Origin of the sequence: Photorhabdus hainanensis (genome assembly GCF_018448965.1) — a bacterium.
Lineage (GTDB): Bacteria > Pseudomonadota > Gammaproteobacteria > Enterobacterales > Enterobacteriaceae > Photorhabdus > Photorhabdus akhurstii.
On record NZ_RCWD01000009.1, the window covers coordinates 1 to 20,370 of the forward strand.

At 44.9% G+C, this 20,370-nt stretch carries 14 protein-coding genes, 1 tRNA gene and 1 pseudogene; 4 read left to right on the top strand and 12 right to left on the bottom strand.

The window, feature by feature from the left end:
• Positions 1 to 123 precede the first annotated feature (123 nt).
• The 7 genes and pseudogenes from EAE92_RS07330 to xerD all read right to left on the bottom strand — a co-directional run.
• Positions 124 to 579, bottom strand: a pseudogene (locus tag EAE92_RS07330) (CatB-related O-acetyltransferase); the annotation flags it as partial.
• A gap of 246 nt (positions 580 to 825) precedes the next feature.
• A tRNA-Gly gene (locus EAE92_RS07335) sits at positions 826 to 899 on the bottom strand.
• A 150-nt stretch (positions 900 to 1,049) separates the two neighbouring features.
• On the bottom strand, positions 1,050 to 2,564 hold the full coding sequence (gene lysS / locus EAE92_RS07340) for a lysine--tRNA ligase (protein WP_214067599.1): 1,515 nt from the start codon (positions 2,562 to 2,564) through the stop codon (positions 1,050 to 1,052).
• A 9-nt stretch (positions 2,565 to 2,573) separates the two neighbouring features.
• Positions 2,574 to 3,672, bottom strand: a protein-coding gene (gene prfB, locus EAE92_RS07345) for a peptide chain release factor 2 (protein ID WP_214067600.1) whose coding sequence is annotated in 2 segments (ribosomal slippage) — positions 2,574 to 3,596 and positions 3,598 to 3,672 — 1,098 coding nt in all. Because the reading frame shifts where the segments join, the coding sequence is not laid out codon by codon here.
• Positions 3,673 to 3,829: 157 nt separating this feature from the next.
• Positions 3,830 to 5,563 (bottom strand): single-stranded-DNA-specific exonuclease RecJ, encoded by a 1,734-nt coding sequence (gene recJ, locus EAE92_RS07350; protein WP_214067601.1) that lies wholly within the window; start codon positions 5,561 to 5,563, stop codon positions 3,830 to 3,832.
• Positions 5,564 to 5,568: 5 nt separating this feature from the next.
• Positions 5,569 to 6,267: a bifunctional protein-disulfide isomerase/oxidoreductase DsbC gene (gene dsbC / locus EAE92_RS07355; RefSeq protein WP_214067602.1), complete on the bottom strand. Its 699-nt coding sequence runs from the start codon at positions 6,265 to 6,267 to the stop codon at positions 5,569 to 5,571.
• Positions 6,268 to 6,290: 23 nt separating this feature from the next.
• Positions 6,291 to 7,202, bottom strand: coding sequence for a site-specific tyrosine recombinase XerD (gene xerD / locus EAE92_RS07360; RefSeq protein ID WP_214067603.1), 912 nt, complete (start codon positions 7,200 to 7,202; stop codon positions 6,291 to 6,293).
• Between the two features lie 232 nt (positions 7,203 to 7,434).
• Between xerD and fldB the strand changes: the two genes are divergently transcribed.
• Entirely contained in the window at positions 7,435 to 7,953 is a 519-nt protein-coding gene (gene fldB, locus EAE92_RS07365) for a flavodoxin FldB (protein ID WP_214067604.1), read from the top strand.
• A gap of 21 nt (positions 7,954 to 7,974) precedes the next feature.
• Here fldB and EAE92_RS07370 read toward each other — a convergent pair whose 3' ends face one another.
• Together EAE92_RS07370 and sdhE are read right to left on the bottom strand one after the other, a co-directional pair.
• Positions 7,975 to 8,391: a protein YgfX gene (locus EAE92_RS07370; RefSeq protein ID WP_214067605.1), complete on the bottom strand. Its 417-nt coding sequence runs from the start codon at positions 8,389 to 8,391 to the stop codon at positions 7,975 to 7,977.
• Complete coding sequence (sdhE, locus tag EAE92_RS07375) at positions 8,372 to 8,638, bottom strand: FAD assembly factor SdhE (protein ID WP_214067606.1); 267 nt, start codon at positions 8,636 to 8,638, stop codon at positions 8,372 to 8,374. Before sdhE ends, EAE92_RS07370 begins: the two co-directional genes overlap by 20 nt.
• Before the next feature lie 177 nt (positions 8,639 to 8,815).
• On the opposite strand from sdhE, the gene ygfZ reads away from it, so the two are divergent.
• From ygfZ to EAE92_RS07390, 3 genes are all read left to right on the top strand, one after another.
• The gene (gene ygfZ, locus EAE92_RS07380; RefSeq protein ID WP_214067607.1) at positions 8,816 to 9,805 is read left to right on the top strand and encodes a tRNA-modifying protein YgfZ; all 990 of its coding nucleotides are present in this window, start codon (positions 8,816 to 8,818) and stop codon (positions 9,803 to 9,805) included.
• Positions 9,806 to 9,819: 14 nt separating this feature from the next.
• Entirely contained in the window at positions 9,820 to 10,425 is a 606-nt protein-coding gene (locus tag EAE92_RS07385) for an HD domain-containing protein (protein ID WP_214067608.1), read from the top strand.
• A 160-nt stretch (positions 10,426 to 10,585) separates the two neighbouring features.
• On the top strand, positions 10,586 to 10,804 hold the full coding sequence (locus EAE92_RS07390; protein ID WP_214067609.1) for a hypothetical protein: 219 nt from the start codon (positions 10,586 to 10,588) through the stop codon (positions 10,802 to 10,804).
• A gap of 429 nt (positions 10,805 to 11,233) precedes the next feature.
• On the opposite strand, the gene EAE92_RS07395 is transcribed toward EAE92_RS07390, so the two are convergent.
• From EAE92_RS07395 to EAE92_RS07405, 3 genes are all read right to left on the bottom strand, one after another.
• The gene (locus tag EAE92_RS07395) at positions 11,234 to 16,438 is read right to left on the bottom strand and encodes a type I polyketide synthase (protein WP_214067610.1); all 5,205 of its coding nucleotides are present in this window, start codon (positions 16,436 to 16,438) and stop codon (positions 11,234 to 11,236) included.
• 140 nt (positions 16,439 to 16,578) lie between these two features.
• Positions 16,579 to 17,904, bottom strand: coding sequence for a hypothetical protein (locus EAE92_RS07400; RefSeq protein WP_214067611.1), 1,326 nt, complete (start codon positions 17,902 to 17,904; stop codon positions 16,579 to 16,581).
• A 907-nt stretch (positions 17,905 to 18,811) separates the two neighbouring features.
• Positions 18,812 to 20,107 carry a hypothetical protein gene (locus tag EAE92_RS07405; protein WP_214067612.1) on the bottom strand — a complete coding sequence of 432 codons (1,296 nt, stop codon included), beginning with the start codon at positions 20,105 to 20,107 and terminating at the stop codon, positions 18,812 to 18,814.
• Between the last annotated feature and the right edge of the window lie 263 nt (positions 20,108 to 20,370).

Genomic DNA, 20,370 nt, shown 5'->3' on the forward strand with positions numbered 1-20,370 from the left:
TGAAATAAACTCATGAATAGAAATGCCTTTTTGGAATTGAATCTGATTTTTAGCCATTTTCATTTACCTCCACACAGACTTATTTTAAGTATACGCCTATGGGAGCTGAATTTAAGTGATAATCAGGATACTATATGGCTCAACATCTTTAGTGACAACGCTATTAGCAGCAACGATAGCGCCTTCTCCAATAGTAACGCCGGGCATAATCATTGAACGCATACCAAGCCACACGCCATCATGAATATGCGTGTCACCTTTGCCTACATACGCCTCTTCAATATATTCCATGAATGGATATAAACAGAACCAATCCGCTCTGTGTGTATTGTTCCCACCCATAAGAATGATAGTTTCAGCGCCGATGCAAACATAATCGCCAATATACAATTTATCAATTGGCCACTTAGATTCCCATTGAAGACTGATCTTATCACCATACAAATAGCGAACGACAGATTCTTCAAAACCGCCACTCCAGCAATCGCTATAATAGCTATGGGTTCCTTTGATGACAATACTTTGATTAGTTATAGCTTCATGTAAAAATTGGATTTTTGACCAATGTTTTTCTTTCATGGTAAATAGTCTCTATTAATTATTTATTTACCATAGAATGCTTTCTATGGTGATGTATTCGCACTCAAAATACATCACGCCTAGCTGATTCGGGGTTGATTTAATAATGGGATTCTTTTCATATTAGACAATGAGTTAATTATTAACTTATATTGATTATCATTCGTAAATTCTTTTGATTTAATTTACATCATATCAAAAGGTATATTTTCAATGCGACAGCATTTTCTAGAAATAATACAGAACTGGAGCGAGCGAAGGGAATCGAACCCTCGTATAGAGCTTGGGAAGCTCTCGTTCTGCCATTGAACTACGCTCGCTTAAGGATAACATAAATTATTATAGCGACTTCGTTGGCATCAGCAAGCCATTATCTGTTTCAGTTGTCTATATTTAAGGCAGTTGAAAATAAAAACTCCCCTAGCCGTTATGCTACAGGGGAGTTGGAATTTAAAATTTAATTCAAGCTGTTATTTCTGCGGGCGCATTGCCGGGAATAGAATGACGTCACGGATGGTATGGCTATTTGTCAGCAACATAATCATACGGTCAATACCAATACCCAAACCGGCTGTTGGCGGCATACCGTGTTCCAAAGCCGTGACATAATCTTCATCGTAGAACATGGCTTCGTCATCGCCTTCGTCTTTCTGGCGAACCTGTTCAGCAAAACGTTCCGCTTGATCTTCGGCATCATTTAATTCTGAGAAGCCGTTGCCAATCTCACGTCCGCCAATAAAGAATTCAAAACGGTCAGTGATAAACGGATTTGCATCATTACGACGCGCTAACGGAGAAACTTCTGCCGGATATTCAGTGATAAATGTTGGTTGAATCAGATGGCTTTCAGCCGTTTCTTCAAAGATTTCACACTGAACACGACCAAGACCCCAACCTTTTTCCACTTCAATGCCAAGAGATTCAGCGATAGCCACCGCTTTGTCCATATCATCCAAATCAGCCATGTTGGTTGCAGGACGATATTGGCAAATGGCCTCTTTCATGGTCATTTGGGCAAATGGTTTACCGAAATCGAATTCCTGCTCGCCATATTTAACCAGAGTATTCCCCAAAATATTCTGCGTCAGCGTACGGAACAGCTCTTCTATCAGGACGATAAGATCTTTGTAATCCGCATACGCCATGTAGAGTTCCATCATGGTGAACTCAGGGTTATGGCGCGGAGATACGCCTTCGTTACGGAAGTTGCGGTTAATTTCAAACACACGTTCAAAACCACCAACAACCAGACGTTTCAGGTAAAGTTCCGGCGCAATACGCAGATACATATCAATATCCAGCGCATTGTGGTGAGTAATAAATGGACGTGCCGAAGCGCCGCCAGGAATAACCTGCATCATTGGCGTTTCCACTTCCATAAAGCCTTTACTGACCATAAAGCTACGCAGGGCCGATAAGACTTGAGAGCGAATTTGGAAAGTTTTGCGCGACTCTTCGTTGGCGATCAGATCCAGATAACGCTGGCGGTAACGAGTTTCTTGATCAGCCAAACCGTGGAATTTATCCGGCAATGGACGCAGCGCTTTTGTCAGCAAACGCAGTTCGGTGCAGTGAACAGAAAGTTCGCCGGTTTTAGTTTTAAACAGTTTGCCACGCGCGCCCAGAATGTCTCCCAGATCCCATTTTTTAAACTGTTCGTTATAAATACCTTCAGGCAGATCGTCACGGGCAACATATAACTGAATACGACCGCCCATATCTTGTAGCGTTACAAAAGAAGCCTTACCCATGATGCGGCGAGTCATCATACGACCGCCAACCGTCACTTCAATATTCAGTGCTTCCAGCTCTTCCTGAGTTTTGTCGTCGTATTTCGCGTGCAAATCTTCTGAAATATTTTCACGACAGAAATCATTCGGGAACGCAATACCATTTTCCCGTAAAGTAGCCAGTTTTTCGCGGCGAGTTTGCAGTTCATTATTTAAATCGGGAGCCTGTTCAGCACCCTGTTGTTGTTGTGACATTTTAGTTCCTCATAAGCCAGCTTTAAGGCTTGCTTCAATGAATTTATCGAGATCGCCATCCAGCACCGCTTGTGTATTACGTGTTTCAACGCCGGTGCGCAAATCTTTGATGCGTGAGTCATCCAGAACATAAGAGCGAATCTGACTACCCCAACCAATATCGGATTTATTCTCTTCCATTTCCTGTTTATTGGCGTTCTTTTTCTGCATTTCCAGTTCATACAGCTTCGCTTTTAACTGTTTCATCGCCTGGTCTTTGTTTTTATGCTGAGAACGATCATTCTGACACTGAGTCACAATGTTGGTTGGAATATGGGTAATACGCACCGCAGATTCTGTTTTGTTAACGTGCTGACCACCCGCGCCGGATGCGCGATAAACGTCGATACGTAAGTCCGCCGGGTTAATTTCAATATCGATATCATCATCCACTTCGGGATAGATGAAAGCAGAACTGAATGAAGTATGGCGACGACCGCCAGAATCAAATGGGCTTTTACGTACCAAACGGTGCACACCGGTTTCAGTACGCAACCAACCATAAGCATAATCGCCCATGATCTTGATAGTCGCTGATTTCAAGCCAGCCACCTCACCATCTGATTCTTCAATGATTTCAGTTTTAAAACCTTTGGATTCAGCCCAACGCAGATACATACGCATCAGCATACTTGCCCAATCCTGAGCCTCGGTGCCGCCAGAGCCGGCCTGCAAGTCAAGATAACAGTCCGCACTATCATACTCGCCAGAAAACATACGGCGAAATTCTAACTCACCCAACTTGTCTTCAAGCTGTTCCAGCTCTACCACTGCTTCATTAAAAGTCTCTTCATCGTCAGCTTCTACTGCCAATTCCAGCAGGCCCTGTACATCTTCCAAACCTTGCTCAAGCTGATCGATAGTCTCAACAATCCCTTCCAGTGAAGAGCGCTCTTTACCCAAAGCCTGTGCTCGCTCCGGTTCATTCCAAACATCAGGCTGTTCCAGTTCAGCATTAACTTCTTCTAAGCGTTCTTTCTTGGCATCATAGTCAAAGATACCCCCTCAGAACCATTGTCCGTTCAGACAGGTCCTGAATGTGGTTTTTTACCGGATTAATTTCAAACATATTTTCGTGTCTTACGTTGTGTAGTCGTAGATAAATGGATAATTTTCGAACCGCGTATTGTAGCGGATTCGACACAGGGTTTATAGCACTTCAACAGATTTGTCACGTATTCATACAAGCGTACATGACAATAACTGGCTACCTACTGATCACGCGGTTAATAAGGCCAGAGATGTTGGATCAAAAGCTGTACATTACGGTTGCCACGAAATTCATTAACATCCAGTTTATAGGCAAGTTCTACTTCGCGGACACTGTTATCCGGCCAGCGGGTAGGATCAATATTGAACGCGATACCATCCAGCATCGGCCCACCGTTTAATGGCTCCACTATCACCTTTAAATGACGTTCTCCAACAATGCGCTGTTGCAGTAGCTTGAATTTACCGTCAAAAACCGGCTCCGGGAATGCCTGCCCCCAAGGACCGCCATCACGCAACATCTCTGCAATGTCCAATGACAGCTCATTGATCGCTAGTTCACCATCACTCCAGATAACACCTTCAAGTTGCGAAATATCTAACCAATCCGCCATTAACGCAGAAAAGTGACGCTGAAATTGTTCAAATTTATCCTGCTCAAGCGACAAACCCGCCGCCATTGCATGGCCGCCAAACTTAAGTATCAACCCCGAATGCAACGTATCAAGCCGCTCAAGCGCATCACGCATATGCAATCCCTGCACTGAACGACCAGAACCTTTCAAAATACCGTCCCCTGCCGGTGCGAAAGCGATCACAGGCCGATGAAAACGTTCTTTAATGCGAGAAGCCAGAATGCCGACTACTCCCTGATGCCATTCTGGATGATAAAGCGCCAGCCCATAAGGCAGCTCAGTGCTGGTACGTTCAAGTTTGTCACAAATTTGCAGGGCTTCTTGTTGCATGCCCTGCTCTATTTCACGCCGGGTATGGTTAAGACCGTCCAGTTCGCAAGCTATCTGCCGCGCCTTTGCCATGTCGTCAGTTAGCAATAAAGCGACGCCAATGGACATATCATCGAGGCGACCGGCGGCATTCAGTCTTGGCCCCAGAAAAAAACCCAAATCGCTGGCCGCTAGCTTATAGGCATCACGTTTTGAAACTTCCAATAATGCCCGAATTCCCGCACAGCAACGCCCTGCGCGAATGCGATTCAATCCCTGATAAACCAGAATCCGGTTATTGGCATCCAAAGGTACGACATCGGCAACCGTGCCTAACGCAACCAAATCCAACATTTCTGCCAGATTCGGTAGAGCAATTCCTTGCTTTTCAAACCACTGATCTTTTCTCAATGCCGCCCTTAAAGCCGACATCAGATAAAATGTGACGCCAACCCCTGCCAGTGATTTAGATGGGAAAGAGCAATCGGATAAATTGGGATTAATAATGGCATCGGCAGCCGGCAAAATATCGCCCGGCAAGTGATGATCCGTGACAATCACTTTCATACGGTGCTGATGGGCAGCCGCAACTCCTTCATGGGAAGAGATACCATTATCCACGGTAATAATTAGGTCAGCGCCTTTTTTGACGACCTCTTCGACCACCTGTGAACTTAAACCATAACCATCGTCAAAACGATTTGGCACCAGATAATCCAGATGTCGATATCCCATCGAGCGTAGTGATCGGATCGCCAATGCCGTACTCGTTGCCCCATCAGCATCAAAATCACCGACAATAACAATACGCCAGTGTTCATGAAGTGCTGTCGACAAGAGCGCCACCGCCTGTTCCACGCCGCTCAAATGCTGGTAATTCAATAACCCTTGAACGCCACGTTCCAATTCATTCGCTTGCTGGATACCACGAATGGCATACAAACGACGCAGTAATGGATGAATCTGTTGTGGAAGATGACTGTCATCCACCACCTGGCGGCGGCGGAGTTGTGTTTCAATATTCACTAAACTTATTTACCACGTTGCGCCAGTGCCGCTGCCAAAGCCTCTGGCGGCATATATCCACCTAACAGACTGCCATCCTTAAGGATAATCGCCGGCGTTCCCTGGACGCCAAACTGGAGACCCAATTTATAATGGTTAGCAATATCCACCTTACAGCTCTTAATTGGCGAAACATCTCCATCTTTAAACGCAGCATCCAATGATTTCCGCGGTGTCGCGCTACACCAGATAGATTGCATATCTTTAGCAGATTGGTGCTGCATACCCTGACGGGGGAACGCCAGATAGCGCACAGTAATACCCAGTTTATTGTACTCTTGCATGTTCTCATGCAATTTATGGCAGTAACCACAGGTAATATCCGTGAAAACGGTAACGACATGCTTCTCTTCTGGCGCTTTGTAGATGATCATTTGATCTGTCATTGCTTCCAGCTTTTTCATCAACAATTGATTACTGACATTCACAGGCGCGCTGCCACTGACATCATAAATTGGCCCTTGCAATAAATATTTCCCGTCATCAGAGAGATAAATAATTCCTTGCTCAGTCACTACCGTATTTAAACCAACAATAGGCGATGGCTGGATGCTTTCTGCTTTTATCCCTAATTTCTGCATTGTTCTATGAACAGCATCATCAGCAAGCGCATTTCCGCTAAACCAAGCCAGTAAAAGAGGGAAACATAACACGCTTTTTTTCATTTTCGGTTCCTTTAAATCCGTGCTCACCCACGCGGATGATGTTGTTGATGTAGCAATTTGAGCCGTTCTGTTGCTACATGAGTATATATTTGTGTTGTGGATAGATCACTATGCCCCAATAACATCTGCACAACTCGCAAATCAGCGCCATGATTAAGCAAATGTGTGGCAAATGCGTGACGCAAAACATGGGGAGATAACCGTTCAGTATCGATTCCAGCCAACAGCGCATAATGTTTAATACGATGCCAGAAAGTCTGCCGGGTCATTTGTCGCCCCCGTTTGCTAGGAAAAAGCACATCCAGCGCTGCGCCATTCAGTAACCCGGTTCTCCCATACTCCATATAATGCTCTAGCCAGTAAATCGCCTCTTCCCCTAAAGGTACTAACCGCTCTTTATTCCCTTTACCAATCACTCTCACCACACCTTGACGCAAGCTGACATCGGAAAGGGTCAACCCTACTAGCTCAGATACTCGCAAACCACAGGCATAAAGCACTTCAAGCATCGCCTTATCCCTTAGTTCCACCGGTTGATCTATACAGGGCGCATTAAGTAGATCCTCGACCTGCTTTTCACTCAAATCTTTAGGCAATCGCTTTGGTAATTTCGGTGCGGACAAAAGCGCTGTCGGATCATCTTCCCGCATTTCTTCCCGATAAAAATAGAGAAACAACTGGCGCATGGCACTGAGTAAACGCGCCGAGCTACTGGCTTTATACCCGCCATCCATGCGTTCCGCCAGAAAAGCGTGCAAATCTATCGTCTGGACAGATAATAAATTATGACCATGATGTATCAACCAGTTATCCAGTGCTTGTAAATCCAGCCGGTAAGAAGCAAGCGTATTTTCCGCGAGATCATGTTCCAACCAGATAGCATCAAGAAATTGTTCTATCAGTGGATTAGTCAACTGAGTTAGTTGTTTTGACACGAAACACTTTCCTTAAATCTGCACATCTCTGCTGGCTATTATACCCTATGGATTTCAAGATGCATCGCGACGGCAAGGGAGCGAATCCCCGGGAGCATAGAAAACTATGTGACCGGGGTGAGTGAGTGCGGCCAACAAAGAGGCAACTTGAAAGATGACGGGTATATGCCTGAAAAAGCAATTATTCTGTTACAATGCCAATCCAGATATTCAAAAACCATAATGATTAATGATGAAGATTGGTCTTTTTTACGGCTCCAGCACTTGCTACACCGAGATGGCAGCAGAGAAAATTCGCGATATCCTCGGTGAGGATTTAGTTGATCTCCACAATATCAAAGAGACAACACCTGAATTAATGGAAGAGTACTCCGTACTGATTCTTGGCATCCCAACATGGGATTTTGGCGAATTACAGGAAGATTGGTTGGATATTTGGGATCAAATTCCTTCCCTCGATTTACAGGGGAAAATTGTCGCCATGTACGGTATGGGCGATCAAATTGATTATAGCGATTGGTTTCTTGACGCTCTCGGTATGCTATATCACCATTTACGCCCTTCAGGTGTCCATTTCATTGGCTTCTGGCCGACTGAAGGTTATGAATTTACCAGCCCGAAACCATTAACGGATAATGGCTCACAATTTGTCGGGCTGGCATTAGATGACGTAAACCAGTATGAACAAACTGATGATCGTTTATCGCAATGGTGTATGCAAATCCTGCAAGAAATGGAGCCTCTGCTTTAAATCAGGAAAATTTCAGCTCAATCAGATATCAGGATATTGCAACAACAGTTGATTAATATGCCTCCATTCATCCTGTGACATACCATCGGATGCGACCCATAAACGGATTTTTTTCTGGTTATAAAAAGATTGAGCCGTAATTAATATGCCATAGCGACATAACCACGGGCGCCGGATAATTCGCCACTCGTGCTTCTTCCATTGCAACTTATTATCACTGAACAGAACTAAAAGCCCTTGTGATTTACGGATATTTTTCTGGCTACGCCCCCAACTGGCAATAATCAACAGTACCAAAGGGAGCCAGAAGATCCAGAAAACAGCGTTATCCGCAGGCCACGGAGCAAGTAGCACTATAAGCGCGACCACACCATGAACACAGGTGGAAATTAACTGGGTATGCCAAGATACCCTGAGATCACATTTCCACAGGACCACGATCTTTATTTCTATTCTGAATAAGTTTAATCATGCGAAATAGCTCTTCATCTTCTGGACGTCCATGATTCATCAGCCAGTTAAATAGATCAGGATCAGCACATTCAAGCAAGCAAATAAAAAGTCGTTTATCATCATCACTGAGTGAGTCATATTCATACTCAAAAAAAGGCATAATTGAAATATCCAGCTCACGCATTCCACGTCGACATGCCCAATGAATACGTGCTTTATTATCAATATCCATGTTCAAAAAATCCCCTTTTTAATTCTCATTGTTAGTTTTAACGCCATTAGCCATTAAGTTCGCCCGGCAAACTCATGCATCATGCCAGCTAATAGCAATAATAACTACTTGCATTGTGCTTCAGCTCTTTTACCATAATGCATCATTGACTCAAATATCTGACTGGCAGGATGTGTCATGGCTTATAAAATACCGTTCTCTTCACAATCTCCATCGTCTTCATCAACCCTTCCCCTGACATTAATATCACTGGATGACTGGGGCCTGATAACCGCAACTGGACCGGATACAGAAAAATATCTACAAAGTCAGGTTACAGCAGATATTTCCGCACTTGCAACGAATCAGCATGTACTTAGTGCGCATTGTGATGCAAAAGGCAAAATGTGGAGTAACCTGCTCCTCTTCCATCGTGGTAAAAGCCTTGCTTATATTGAGCGTCGTAGTGTGCTGGAAAACCAGCTTACAGAACTGAAAAAATATGCCGTATTCTCCAAAATTACGCTAGTTCAGGATGAAAACGCGGTACTGCTCGGCGTTGCAGGTAAAAACTGCCGCGAGGCGCTAAATAATATTTTCCCAACACTACCCGATGCTGATAACGCTGTCGTTGAATATGAAACTACGACTTTGCTCCATTTTACCTTGCCGTCTGAACGTTTCCTCTTGGTAACAAACACCGCAACCGTTGAGCAATTAACAGAAAAACTTCAAGCTCAGCTTAATAACAGCGAACAGTGGTTAGCTCTGGATATTGAAGCAGGTTTCCCGGTCATTGATGCCGCAAATAGCGCGCAATTTATTCCTCAAGCAACTAACCTCCAGGCATTGGCAGGCAGTATCTGTTTTAAAAAAGGGTGTTATACCGGTCAGGAAATGGTGGCCCGCGCCAAATATCGCGGCGCCAATAAACGCGCCATGTACTGGCTGGCTGGCAGTGCCGCCAAAACTCCTATGGCTGGAGATGATTTGGAATGGCAATTAGGGGATAGGTGGCGGAGAACCGGTACCGTTTTGGCTGCCGTTAAACTGAATGATAATAGTGTCTGGATACAAGTCGTCATGAATAACGATATGGAAAATCACAGTGTATTCCGTGTCCGCGACGATGAAGGACATTCACTCGCCATTCAGCCTCTGCCTTATTCTCTCGATGAAGAAAAATAATTGATGAGGTTTATATGTCGTTAGCAGTACCTACCGTTGATTTTGGCCCTTTTACGAATGTCATCGGTTTTTTGATGGAGCTGGATAAGCTAAAAAAAGTTCAGCGGCGAACTAAGTTACTGGATAACTATCGTCGGGAAAATTCAGCCGAGCATAGCTGGCATTTTGCTATCGCCGCAATGAGTTTTGTTCCCTATGTAAAAGAGGTGGATATCCAGCGTGTTATTCAAATGGCATTAATTCACGATATTGTAGAAATTGATGCCGGTGATGTGATGGTTTACGATTTAGCAGCCCGTGAGGCCATTCATGAACAGGAAGTCAAAGCCGCCCACCGTCTTTTTGGTTTACTCCCCGAACCACAGAAAAGTCATTTTATGTCACTTTGGCAAGAGTATGAAGCAGGAGAAAGCCAAGACGCCCGCTTTGCTCTTACACTGGATAGACTAATGCCGATGCTGATGAATCTGTATAATAAAGGGCAGAGTTGGGTAGAGGATGGTATTCGTTTTGAGCAGGTGATTAACCGCAATGAATTTATTGCCGATGTCTATCCTGAATTATGGCAATATCTGCTGCCGCAATTGAAAATCGCACAGAAGAAAGGTTGGTTAAAATAACTTTTCTCAAAAACTTTACACTACAAATTCAGTGCACACACTCACCATATGTGCACTGAATTAACTACAAACTACGGTTGTTTTAACACTATTTAGCACCGATATAAAACCTGCAAATCGAACCAAATTTCTATTTTCTAAATAGCTAATAGTCAGAATTTTGCCCCTGACTAATCACCAGATTAGCCAGAGCGAAAACATCGATTTTTTTCTGGCAGAAAATAAAGAATATAGACACCTCAACAACAGGCAGGCAGGCAGGCAGGCAGGCAGGCAGGCAGGCAGGCAGGCAGGCAGGCAGGCAGGCAGGCAGGCAGGCAGGCAGGCAGGCAAAAAAATAATTCCGATGAAAATTAATCAGGCAAGTATTTATTTTTAAATAAAGCAATTAGATGCAATATTTAAATAGCACAATTTAAAGTATTAATATAAACCTCCACTTTTTCCATTAATTATGGAGAATATTTCCGTGATACATCACTACTTTTCAATAGACGATAATTAAAAACTTCAATTCTATATTTATCTCATTGTATTATTAGAAAATAACAATCATTATTGTTTTAATTTTAAAAAACAACAATAAAATAGAAATCCATAGATATCACTGAATATTGAAATTATGAATATTATTTAAATTAAAGATAGAAAATAATTCTTCTATACAAGAGTAAGATTATTTCACGGATAAAATTCAACCTTTAAATAAACTCATTTTACAAAGATAGCCGAGGCGTTAAAAGTTAATAATCTGAAAGCCCTATCGGGCTTTCAGAAAATACTTTGGAACAGTTCACTCAGGTTATTCCTACTTCGCAATTAACTTAACTTGCAATCGATACGTAATCAACGACGCAAGTTCCGACAGTGGCTTATTGTTCAACAACAATTCCAATGGAATATCTACGCGTAACTGTTTGTTAATTTTTTGCACCAACATCACCCCATTCAGCGAATCAATACCATTGTCAGTCAGTGGTTGATCCGGATGAAAAACCTCAGCTTTCGTCCCAACAATCTCACCGCAGAAAGCCTGTAATAAACTGACAACATCATCCAAGTTATTGGCCTCAAGCCCCCTGTCTGCTGGTAAAGCCTGAGCTACGCTTTCCTGCTGAATATCACGAAATAATGCCAGATGGCGCATTGGACCGGAGAGTAATACTGACCAATCAGCCAAGAACGGCACCAGTTGCGGCTCAATGCGGGCAAACAGACGCTCTAACGTGGCTAACCCCTCCTCTAAGCTAAATAGCGGCAGCCCATTGTCTTCGGACACCGGGAGCATGCGACTATCTCGTAAAGCAATACCTGCCTTCCACGGCCCCCAGTTAAGGCTCAACGCAGGTAAACCTTGCTGACGCCGCAAATAGGCCAAGCTGTCCAGCATGGCATTTGCGGCTGCATAAGATGCCATACCCGGCAAAGACAATAATGAGCTTATTGAGGAAAACATAACGAAATGCTCTAACGGCGCATCAGCTAATGCCTGATGCAGTGTCCAGGCAGAAAGTGCTTTAGCGGCAAATACTCTATCGAAAGCCTGAGTACTCAGTTCACGATATCCTTGAGCTTCAACATGCGCGGCACAATGAATTACGCCTCGTAACGGCTGACTGGCCCGTTGCCGATACTGAGCCAGACAATTATTAGTCATTTTTACATCACCCAGATCAACCGGCAGATATTCTGCTTCAATCCCCTGTTGACGTAGCATTTCCAGTAACATCTGATCATCCGTCTCAAGCGTATGACAACGGCCGATCAACAACAAATGACGAGCACCATGCTTTACCATCCAGGAAATCAACTGACGTCCCATTCCCCCGAAAGCGCCCGTCAGCAAATAGCTGCCGTCTGGACGAAAATGCACCAACGGCAACAAAGGCGGTATTTCTGGCAATGGCACAAGACGTAGCGCATAGCGTTGATCACGACGCAGAGCTAATTGATCCTCACCATCATCCGTTAATAATGCATTCCACCACTGAGCTGGCGCAGTAGTACTGTCAATATCCAACAACCCTCCCCAGAGTGAAGTCGCTTCCTGTTGACCGATGACCCGCATCATTCCCCATAATGCCGCCGCAAACGGATCAGGCAGATCTTGTTCAGTCACCTGATGAGCATATCGAGTTATGACCCACAGGCGTGGTTTCACCGCTCGTTCCGCCAGTGCCGCACATAAATAGATCAAAGCATGATAGGTCTTGCGTGGATTATGTAACGGCCAGAGGATCAGTATCCTTTCAACCTCGGAAGGAAGCGTATCCACCAACTCCTGAACTTTCTGCTCACTGTCAGGCAGGCCAGAACGTAGATAGGCATATCCACCACGCCGTCGCAATTCACTCGCCAATTCCTCTGCCAACACAGTTTCACCGCCAAAAATAGCCCATCGTGCTAAACATGGTGCTAAAGGTGCTAGCAATGGGCAAGAAGGCACTTCACGCCACAGGGGTTGACCTATCACCAGATTGTGAGGCACTGGCAATAAATCGCTTTTCCTGTTACTGACAAGCTGAACGCAAAATCCTTTGATTTGGCAAATCAGTATGCCGCGGTCAGTGCATACATCAATATCACCAAGCCACTGTTGTTGTGTCTGCTCAGTCATTCGAGCACAGGCTCTCACTCGGCCGGATAGTTTACCGTTAATGCGTAGATGTCGAATCGTTACCGGAATACGGAAATCGCTAGCAGGGATTGGAGCATTAACGCCAACAGACTGAATCGCCAGCAGCGACTGGAAAATGCCATCCAAAGCCGCCGGGTGGAAATTCATTCCCTCTGGCGTAGGTGGCAACTCAATCTCACAGATTGTCTCCTTTTCACCGATAATCGCTTGACACAGAGTACGGAATACCCCGCTGTAACTAAAATGCAGGTGTTGAAACGCCTGATACAACTCTTCCTGACATAATTCCTTCTGATACAATACCCCCTGACACAATGTCTCCTGAGCCTCCTGATTCTGCGTACCAAGATAGCGCTCATTTACAACTGATGATGGGATAACACAGGCAGTCGCGCCCGGCACGACAATGTTTACTTGTGCACTGGCTGCAAATTGGTATTGGGTATCTTCATCCAGATGACTGGCTGTGTATACCTGCACTTCCATTCGCTGGCGATCCAAGCGGGTTTTTAGTCTGAATTCCATACCGGGTTCCAGCAGTAAAGCCGATTGCAACACAATATTATTCAGCGCCAATCCAACACCCGGAAAGCAGATACGAGCCGCGGTTAACATGACTTCGATATAACCGGCGGCAGGGAACATCGCATTTCCCATGACGACATGATCGAGTAGCCAAGGCGCCTGCTCAACAACCAATTCAGCCTGCCAACTCTCGCTACCTGGCTGTGCCTCGCCCAATAACACACCGCTCGACTTGCGCAGCCGGTGGCGACGGCTGATTTTCGGTTCATGCCAATAAGATTGCTGATGCCAGGGATAAGTTGGCAGATCGATTAAATGAGCCATAGGCGTCATAGTCCGCCAATCAGGCTCAATACCGGCTTCAAATAATTGGCCCAATAGCTGTGACCAGTTTTGCCCTGTTCGACAAGCAAACACCTGGCCGCGATAAGGTTTACTCCAATCCTTCAATCCACCGCTCAACAGGGATGTGGGTGAAATTTCAAGGAAATGGTGGAAACCTGCTTTCAGCATATTTTCCATCGCATCATCAAAACGAAAGGGTTCGATCATATTGTCAGCCCAATGCTCAGGACCCAACTTATCATTAATTTTCTTCCCTGTGACTGATGAGAACACAGGTAATAAGGGTTTTGAGGCCGGAATAGTCGCAGCATCGGCAATTAACCCTGCCCGGAGTGGTTCCAGCAATGGAGAATGGGCAGCAATACCATAGTTAATGTGGCTAATGGCGATACGATGATGTTTTAAACGATGGGAAATGGCAGTTAATCCGCTTACAGGACCCGATAACAGACAACTATTGGCGCTATTTCTTCCAGCAATCACGACTGCGGGATCAACATCATGGGCAGACAAATAGGGCTGTATCTGTTCCACCGTAGCCGCCACCATCAACAATCCGCCCTTCTGATCCAACGCGCTTTGCAGATCACGATAGCGGTAATAACGATGATACAAAAGTGTCAATGCCTGAGTCAGATCATAAATTCCCGCCAGATAACAAGCCGCCATTTCACCGGTACTATGACCAAGCAATGCCGCTGGCCTAAATCCCCACTGCTGCAACTGAGCGACCATAGATATTTGTACCGCAAACTGCACCGGCGGCGCCATTAAATCGTCAGTAACCAGTAATGCAGCACGTAGAGACGGCGCAGAAAACTCAGCCCAAATAGCTTCGCAACGCCTGAATTGCTCGGCAAATGCAGGAAATAACTGAAACCAAGTTGCCACCTCCTGCCACCCTTCACCGCCAACACCAGGAAACACCCAAGCCAAGTGATCTACCTTTCTATTATTATGCTTCGGCGACAGACTCAGATGCGTTAACTGTTGTCGCAACTGTTTTCGATCACTAAATATTATGGCTTTACGCAGCGGGAAACGGTGACGAGTCATCGCTGAACTGTAACATAGATCATCAAGGGCAATCTCTGGCTGCTGCTGTAGTAAATCGGCAATACGCTGTGCTTGTTGTGTCAGGGAAAACTCAGATTGGGCAGATAATGGCAACATAAAAGCCTGCCCTTCGGTTTCGCGAAGTTGTACGCAAGGGGCCACATAATTACTCAATACCACATGGACATTCGTCCCGCCAAAACCAAAAGAATTCACTCCCGCGACAACTCTACCTTTAGGCAATGACGTTAACTGTCGTGGAACCTGCAATCCTAATTCCGCAAAACGGATATAGGGGTTAGGCGGATCGGCATGTAAATTGCCCGGCACTTGCCTTCGCTGTAAACATAATACCGCTTTAATCAATCCGGCAATGCCCGCCGCGGCTTCTGTATGACCAATCACGGATTTACACGCACCGATCAGTAATGGGCGATCTGTCGGTTCTGGACGACATACCAGCCCCAAAGCTTCTGCTTCTATCGGATCACCGACCGCCGTTCCAGTACCATGAGCCTCAATATAATCAATCTCTTCCGGCGAAATCCCCGCCTGAGCGCAAGCTGCTCGAATCACCCGCTGCTGTGCCGCGCCGCTTGGTTGGGTCATCGTGGCAGTACGGCCATCCTGATTTGCGGCCGAACCGTGGATCACTGCCAAGATGGGATCGCCATCCTGTAAAGCCGCACTCAAGGGTTTCAGCAAAACAGCGCCCACCCCCTCACTACGCACATAACCATCAGCGTTAGCTGAAAAGCTGTGACAACGATTGGTAAGCGACAGAAAACCAGTACGGCTTTCCACTATCGAAAAATCAGGGATCAGCATTAACTGACTGCCGCCTGCCAGCGCCAATTGTGACTCTCCCCGCCGTAAACTGTCACAAGCCAAATGTACCGCCAATAAGGACGATGAACAGGCGCTATCGATGGTCAAAGACGGCCCTTGAAAATCAAACGTATGGGAAATACGGTTTGACAGCATGGTTCCCATTGTGCCAGTTGAGGTATAACCCGTCATCTGACGCAAATCAGTAAATTGCAGGTGCAAATAATCATGAGTGAAAGCGCCAATATAGACACCAACCGCCTGACCCGCCAACGATTTTGGTGGTATTCTCGCACGCTCCAACGCTTCCCAAGTTACCTGCAACATCAGACGATGTTGTGGATCAATAAAAGGCGCTTCTGTACTACTGATATTAAACACCGCCGCGTCAAAGCCAGCTATATCAGTGATAAATCCCCCTTCTCGCGACACCATTCGCCCCGGCAGATTGCGATCACGGGAACTATAAGCCTGAGTTGACCAGCGTTCGGGGGGGACTGGGGTAATAGCGTCACTTGAACCACACAACAGTTGCCAAAATTCTTCTGGGGAGTTAACGCCCCCAGGAAAACGGCAACCCATACCGATAATGGCAATCGGCATATTGTCACTTCTCATCATATTGATATCCATAGTGGGATTCTTTACTCCGATCTGTTACTTACCCGATTATCGCGCTTACTCATTAACACCATTCAGTCGGACTAGGAATACATTTCGGCGGATGAGGTGGTAAGCCAAAGCTCTGACCCCTCTCTCCCTTATTTATAGTCGTTTAGCCAGTCTAAAGCCTGATTATCACCATGCTTCTGTGCATGACCGTTAACATATACCTTGCCAGCGGTACCTGCATCGCCGGATTTTCCATCAGTACCAGCGTCACCAGATACTCCGTCATGACCCTCACTATTTAATTCACCACTACTTAATTCACCACTACTACCGCCACCTGACCCACCTATTCCGCCTGTTCCTCCCTTACCACCTATCCCTCCATTTCCGCCATAACCTTTATATGACAGCGCATTAATTACTGGCTGACCCTGAGTAAAATTGACATAGATGTTACCACTGTCCCCACCTTTACCCCCATTCCCCCCATCCCCTCCATTTCCGCCATCTCCTCCCCTGCCTCCATATCCAGCAATACATTTTTTTGTTGCATCTCCTCCATTTCCCCCATTCCCTCCATTCCCCCCATTACCGCCATATCCACCATTCCCCCCCTTACCGCCTATCGATGCCGCGTTGACTACTCCAGTAAAAAGTTCAACATCAATAATGACATCATTCGCACTTCCCCCCCTTTTGCCATCCATCCCTTGCGCTCCAGAAGAACCGCCAGTTGCATCAGTGCCTGGTGTGGATTTAACAGAGCAACCGTGTTTATCCTCTGAACCAATATAACCATTGCTGCCATTCACTCCATTACTTCCCTGTTCGCCCCCAAAACCATCGGCTCCATCAAGACCTTTACTGACAATGCTCTGCTTTTTATCATTGCCATTCCCTACAACAGTGTTAGCTTCGACCTTACCATTAGTGCGGTAAATAATTTGACCTCCCGGTTCAATGATTATCTGGTCATACACCAAGACAACGGGTTCGCCATAATCATCTTTATCTTCAACAATCAATGGCGCACCTGCGGTAACAGTAATTCTTTCGCCACTGTATAACGCAACCTTCATCGGGAAACGCTTAGCATTAAGAATTCTTTCATAATCTTTAACCAAAGCAGAATCACCATAAATATAGGCCCTAAAAGCTTTGCACAAATCGATATGATAACCGGTGACATTTGCTAGTCGTTCAGCAGAAAACGGTTCAGGTAACGGATGATGGGACTCCATTCTGCCAGGGCCATACTCACTGTCAGAAATACCCCCGAGCGCTTTCAGCTCCTGTATGGTTTGTACCGTAAAAAACGCAGGCGGCACAGAAGCTGTCTCTGGATCGTTAGAGAATATTACCTTGCCGGCAAAATCCGAGGTCTTAAGTTGCTTTGGCTGCCGTTCTACACCAATCAGATTATAATCCTGACGTAATACCGCCAAGGTTTCAGCAACAGTTTTTCTTTTATCCACGGGAATTCTCCTGAGTTTATATGTTGTTTAAGATAACTTCATATATCCATTATCCATTTGGTCAATCTCCAGAATATATGCTGTTATTACTACCGTTCGTGGTACTGAATGACTAACGGCCTATCCCAATAGGGCTATTTTATTTGCCATTCTTTGCCGTAAAGAGCGAACCTGGGCAGTGCTCAGACAAAAGCGTTAGCTTTTGAACGCACTTCAGTGCGGCCCGTAGGGCGAGCGAAGCGAGTCATCCTCACGTACTACGTGTACGCTCCGGTTTTTCCGCGCTGTCCGAGTTCACTGTTCATTGATAAGAACGGCCTGCAACAATTACGCCTATTGGGACAGGCACTAAATAGTCAAAGTTTTTCCTTTGACTAATCACCAAATTAGCCATAGCGAAAACATCGATTTTTTCTGGCAGAGGATATAAAATTTCAACAACGGATATGCCAGAAAAATAATTTCCATAAGAATTAATTAGGTAAGCATTTATTCACTTTATATAAAGGGATTGGATATAACATTTAAATCACACAATTTGAAATATTAATGTAATTATCCATTTTTTTCATTAATTAAAGATAATATTTCTGTGATACATCACTATCTTTTTATGTATGCTAGTCAAAAAATTCAATTTTATATTTATCTCACTGGTTATTATTAGGAAACAAAAACAATAAATATGATTGTATTTTTCAAAAATCACAACAAGATAGAAATCTATAGATATTATCTAATAATGAAATTATAAATGTAATTTAAATAAAGGATAAAAAATAATGCTTATCTATACCCGTCATCTTTCAAGTTGCCTCTTTGTTGGCTGCACTCCCTTGCCGTCGCGATCCATCTTGAAATCCATTAGGTATATGTATTAGCTCAGACCAATCCAATTGCCGCACCACTAATGATTAGGGTTTTTTTCTTTACCGTTGATATATATCTTGCCAGTGGCGCCGTCATCGCCAAATTCTCCCACACGACCAGTTTTACCACTGAACCCATATTTTTCACTTTTTTTAGGAAAGTGTGGCATAGGGTTATCTCCAGGATACCCACCTATTCCGCCCAACCCCCCTCTCCCGCCTTCCCCGCCAAAACCACAATATGACTCAACCTCAAGTATTGGATCACCGTCAGAGTAATTAACATATATGTTGCCACTGTCGCCACCTTTACCCCCATTCCCTCCATTTCCGCCATCTCCTCCATTTGCCCCATTTCCCGAATCCGCACTAAGACACTTCCTGATTTCTCCATTTTTCAAAGGTCCCGAACTCCCCCCATTTCCCCCTTGTCCCCCGGCGCCGCCAAGCCCCCCGGTACCGCCATTTCCACCTCTGCCACCTAACGTTACCGCCCTTATTATCCCAGTAGCATATTGAACATCAATAGTTAGGTCATTTGCTCCTCCACCCGGAGCGCCATCACCCCCAGGCGCTCCGGCAGAACCCGGCGCACCATCCATACCCGGCGTAGCGTCAATTAAGCAGCCATATTTATCCGATATACCATCACCACCATCGCTGCCGGTAGCTCCACGAGATCCCATTGCGCCATCAACACCATTGGCGCCATGACTGCCTTTATTAATAATGCCTTGTTGTACAGAGCTTCCATTCCCTACAAGAGTGTTAGCTTCGATCCGACCATTAGTGCAGTAAATAATTTGACCTCCCGGTTCAATGATTATCTCGTCATACACCAAAACAACCGGTTCGCCATAGTTATCTTTATCCTCAACAATCAATGGATTATCTGCGGTGATAGTGATTTTTTCCCCACTGTATAATGCAACCGTCATCGGGAAACGCTTCGCATTAAGCATTTCTTCATAATCTTTGACTAAAGCGGAGTTACCATAAATATAAGCCCTAAAAGCTTTGCACAAATCAATATGATACCCCATGACATCCGCCAGTCGTTCAGCAGAAAACGGCTCAGGTAACGGATGATGAGGCTCCATTTTGCCGGGGCCATATTCACTGTCAGGCACACCGCCGAGTTCCTTCATCTCTTGTATTGTCTGTACCGTGAGAAATGCAGGCGGCACAGAAGCTGTCTCTGGATCGTTAGAGAATATTACCTTGCCGTCAAAATCCGAGGTCTTAAGTTGCTTTGGCTGCCGTTCTATACCAACCAAATGATGATACTGATGTAATTTCGCCAAAGTCTCAGCAACAGTTTTTCTTTTGTCCACGGGAATTCTCCTGAGTTTATACATTGTTTAAGATAACTTCACATATCCGTTGTTCATTTGACCAGGTTTTAAAGTATCTACTGTTATTACTACCGGTTGTGGTGCTGAATGACTAAATAGTCAGAATTTTGCCTTTGACTAATTACCAGATTAGCCATAGCAAAAATATCGATTTTTTCTGGCGAAGGATATTGTCACTTCAACAATAGATATGCCAGAAAAATAATTACTATGAGAATTAATTAGGTAAATATTTATTCACT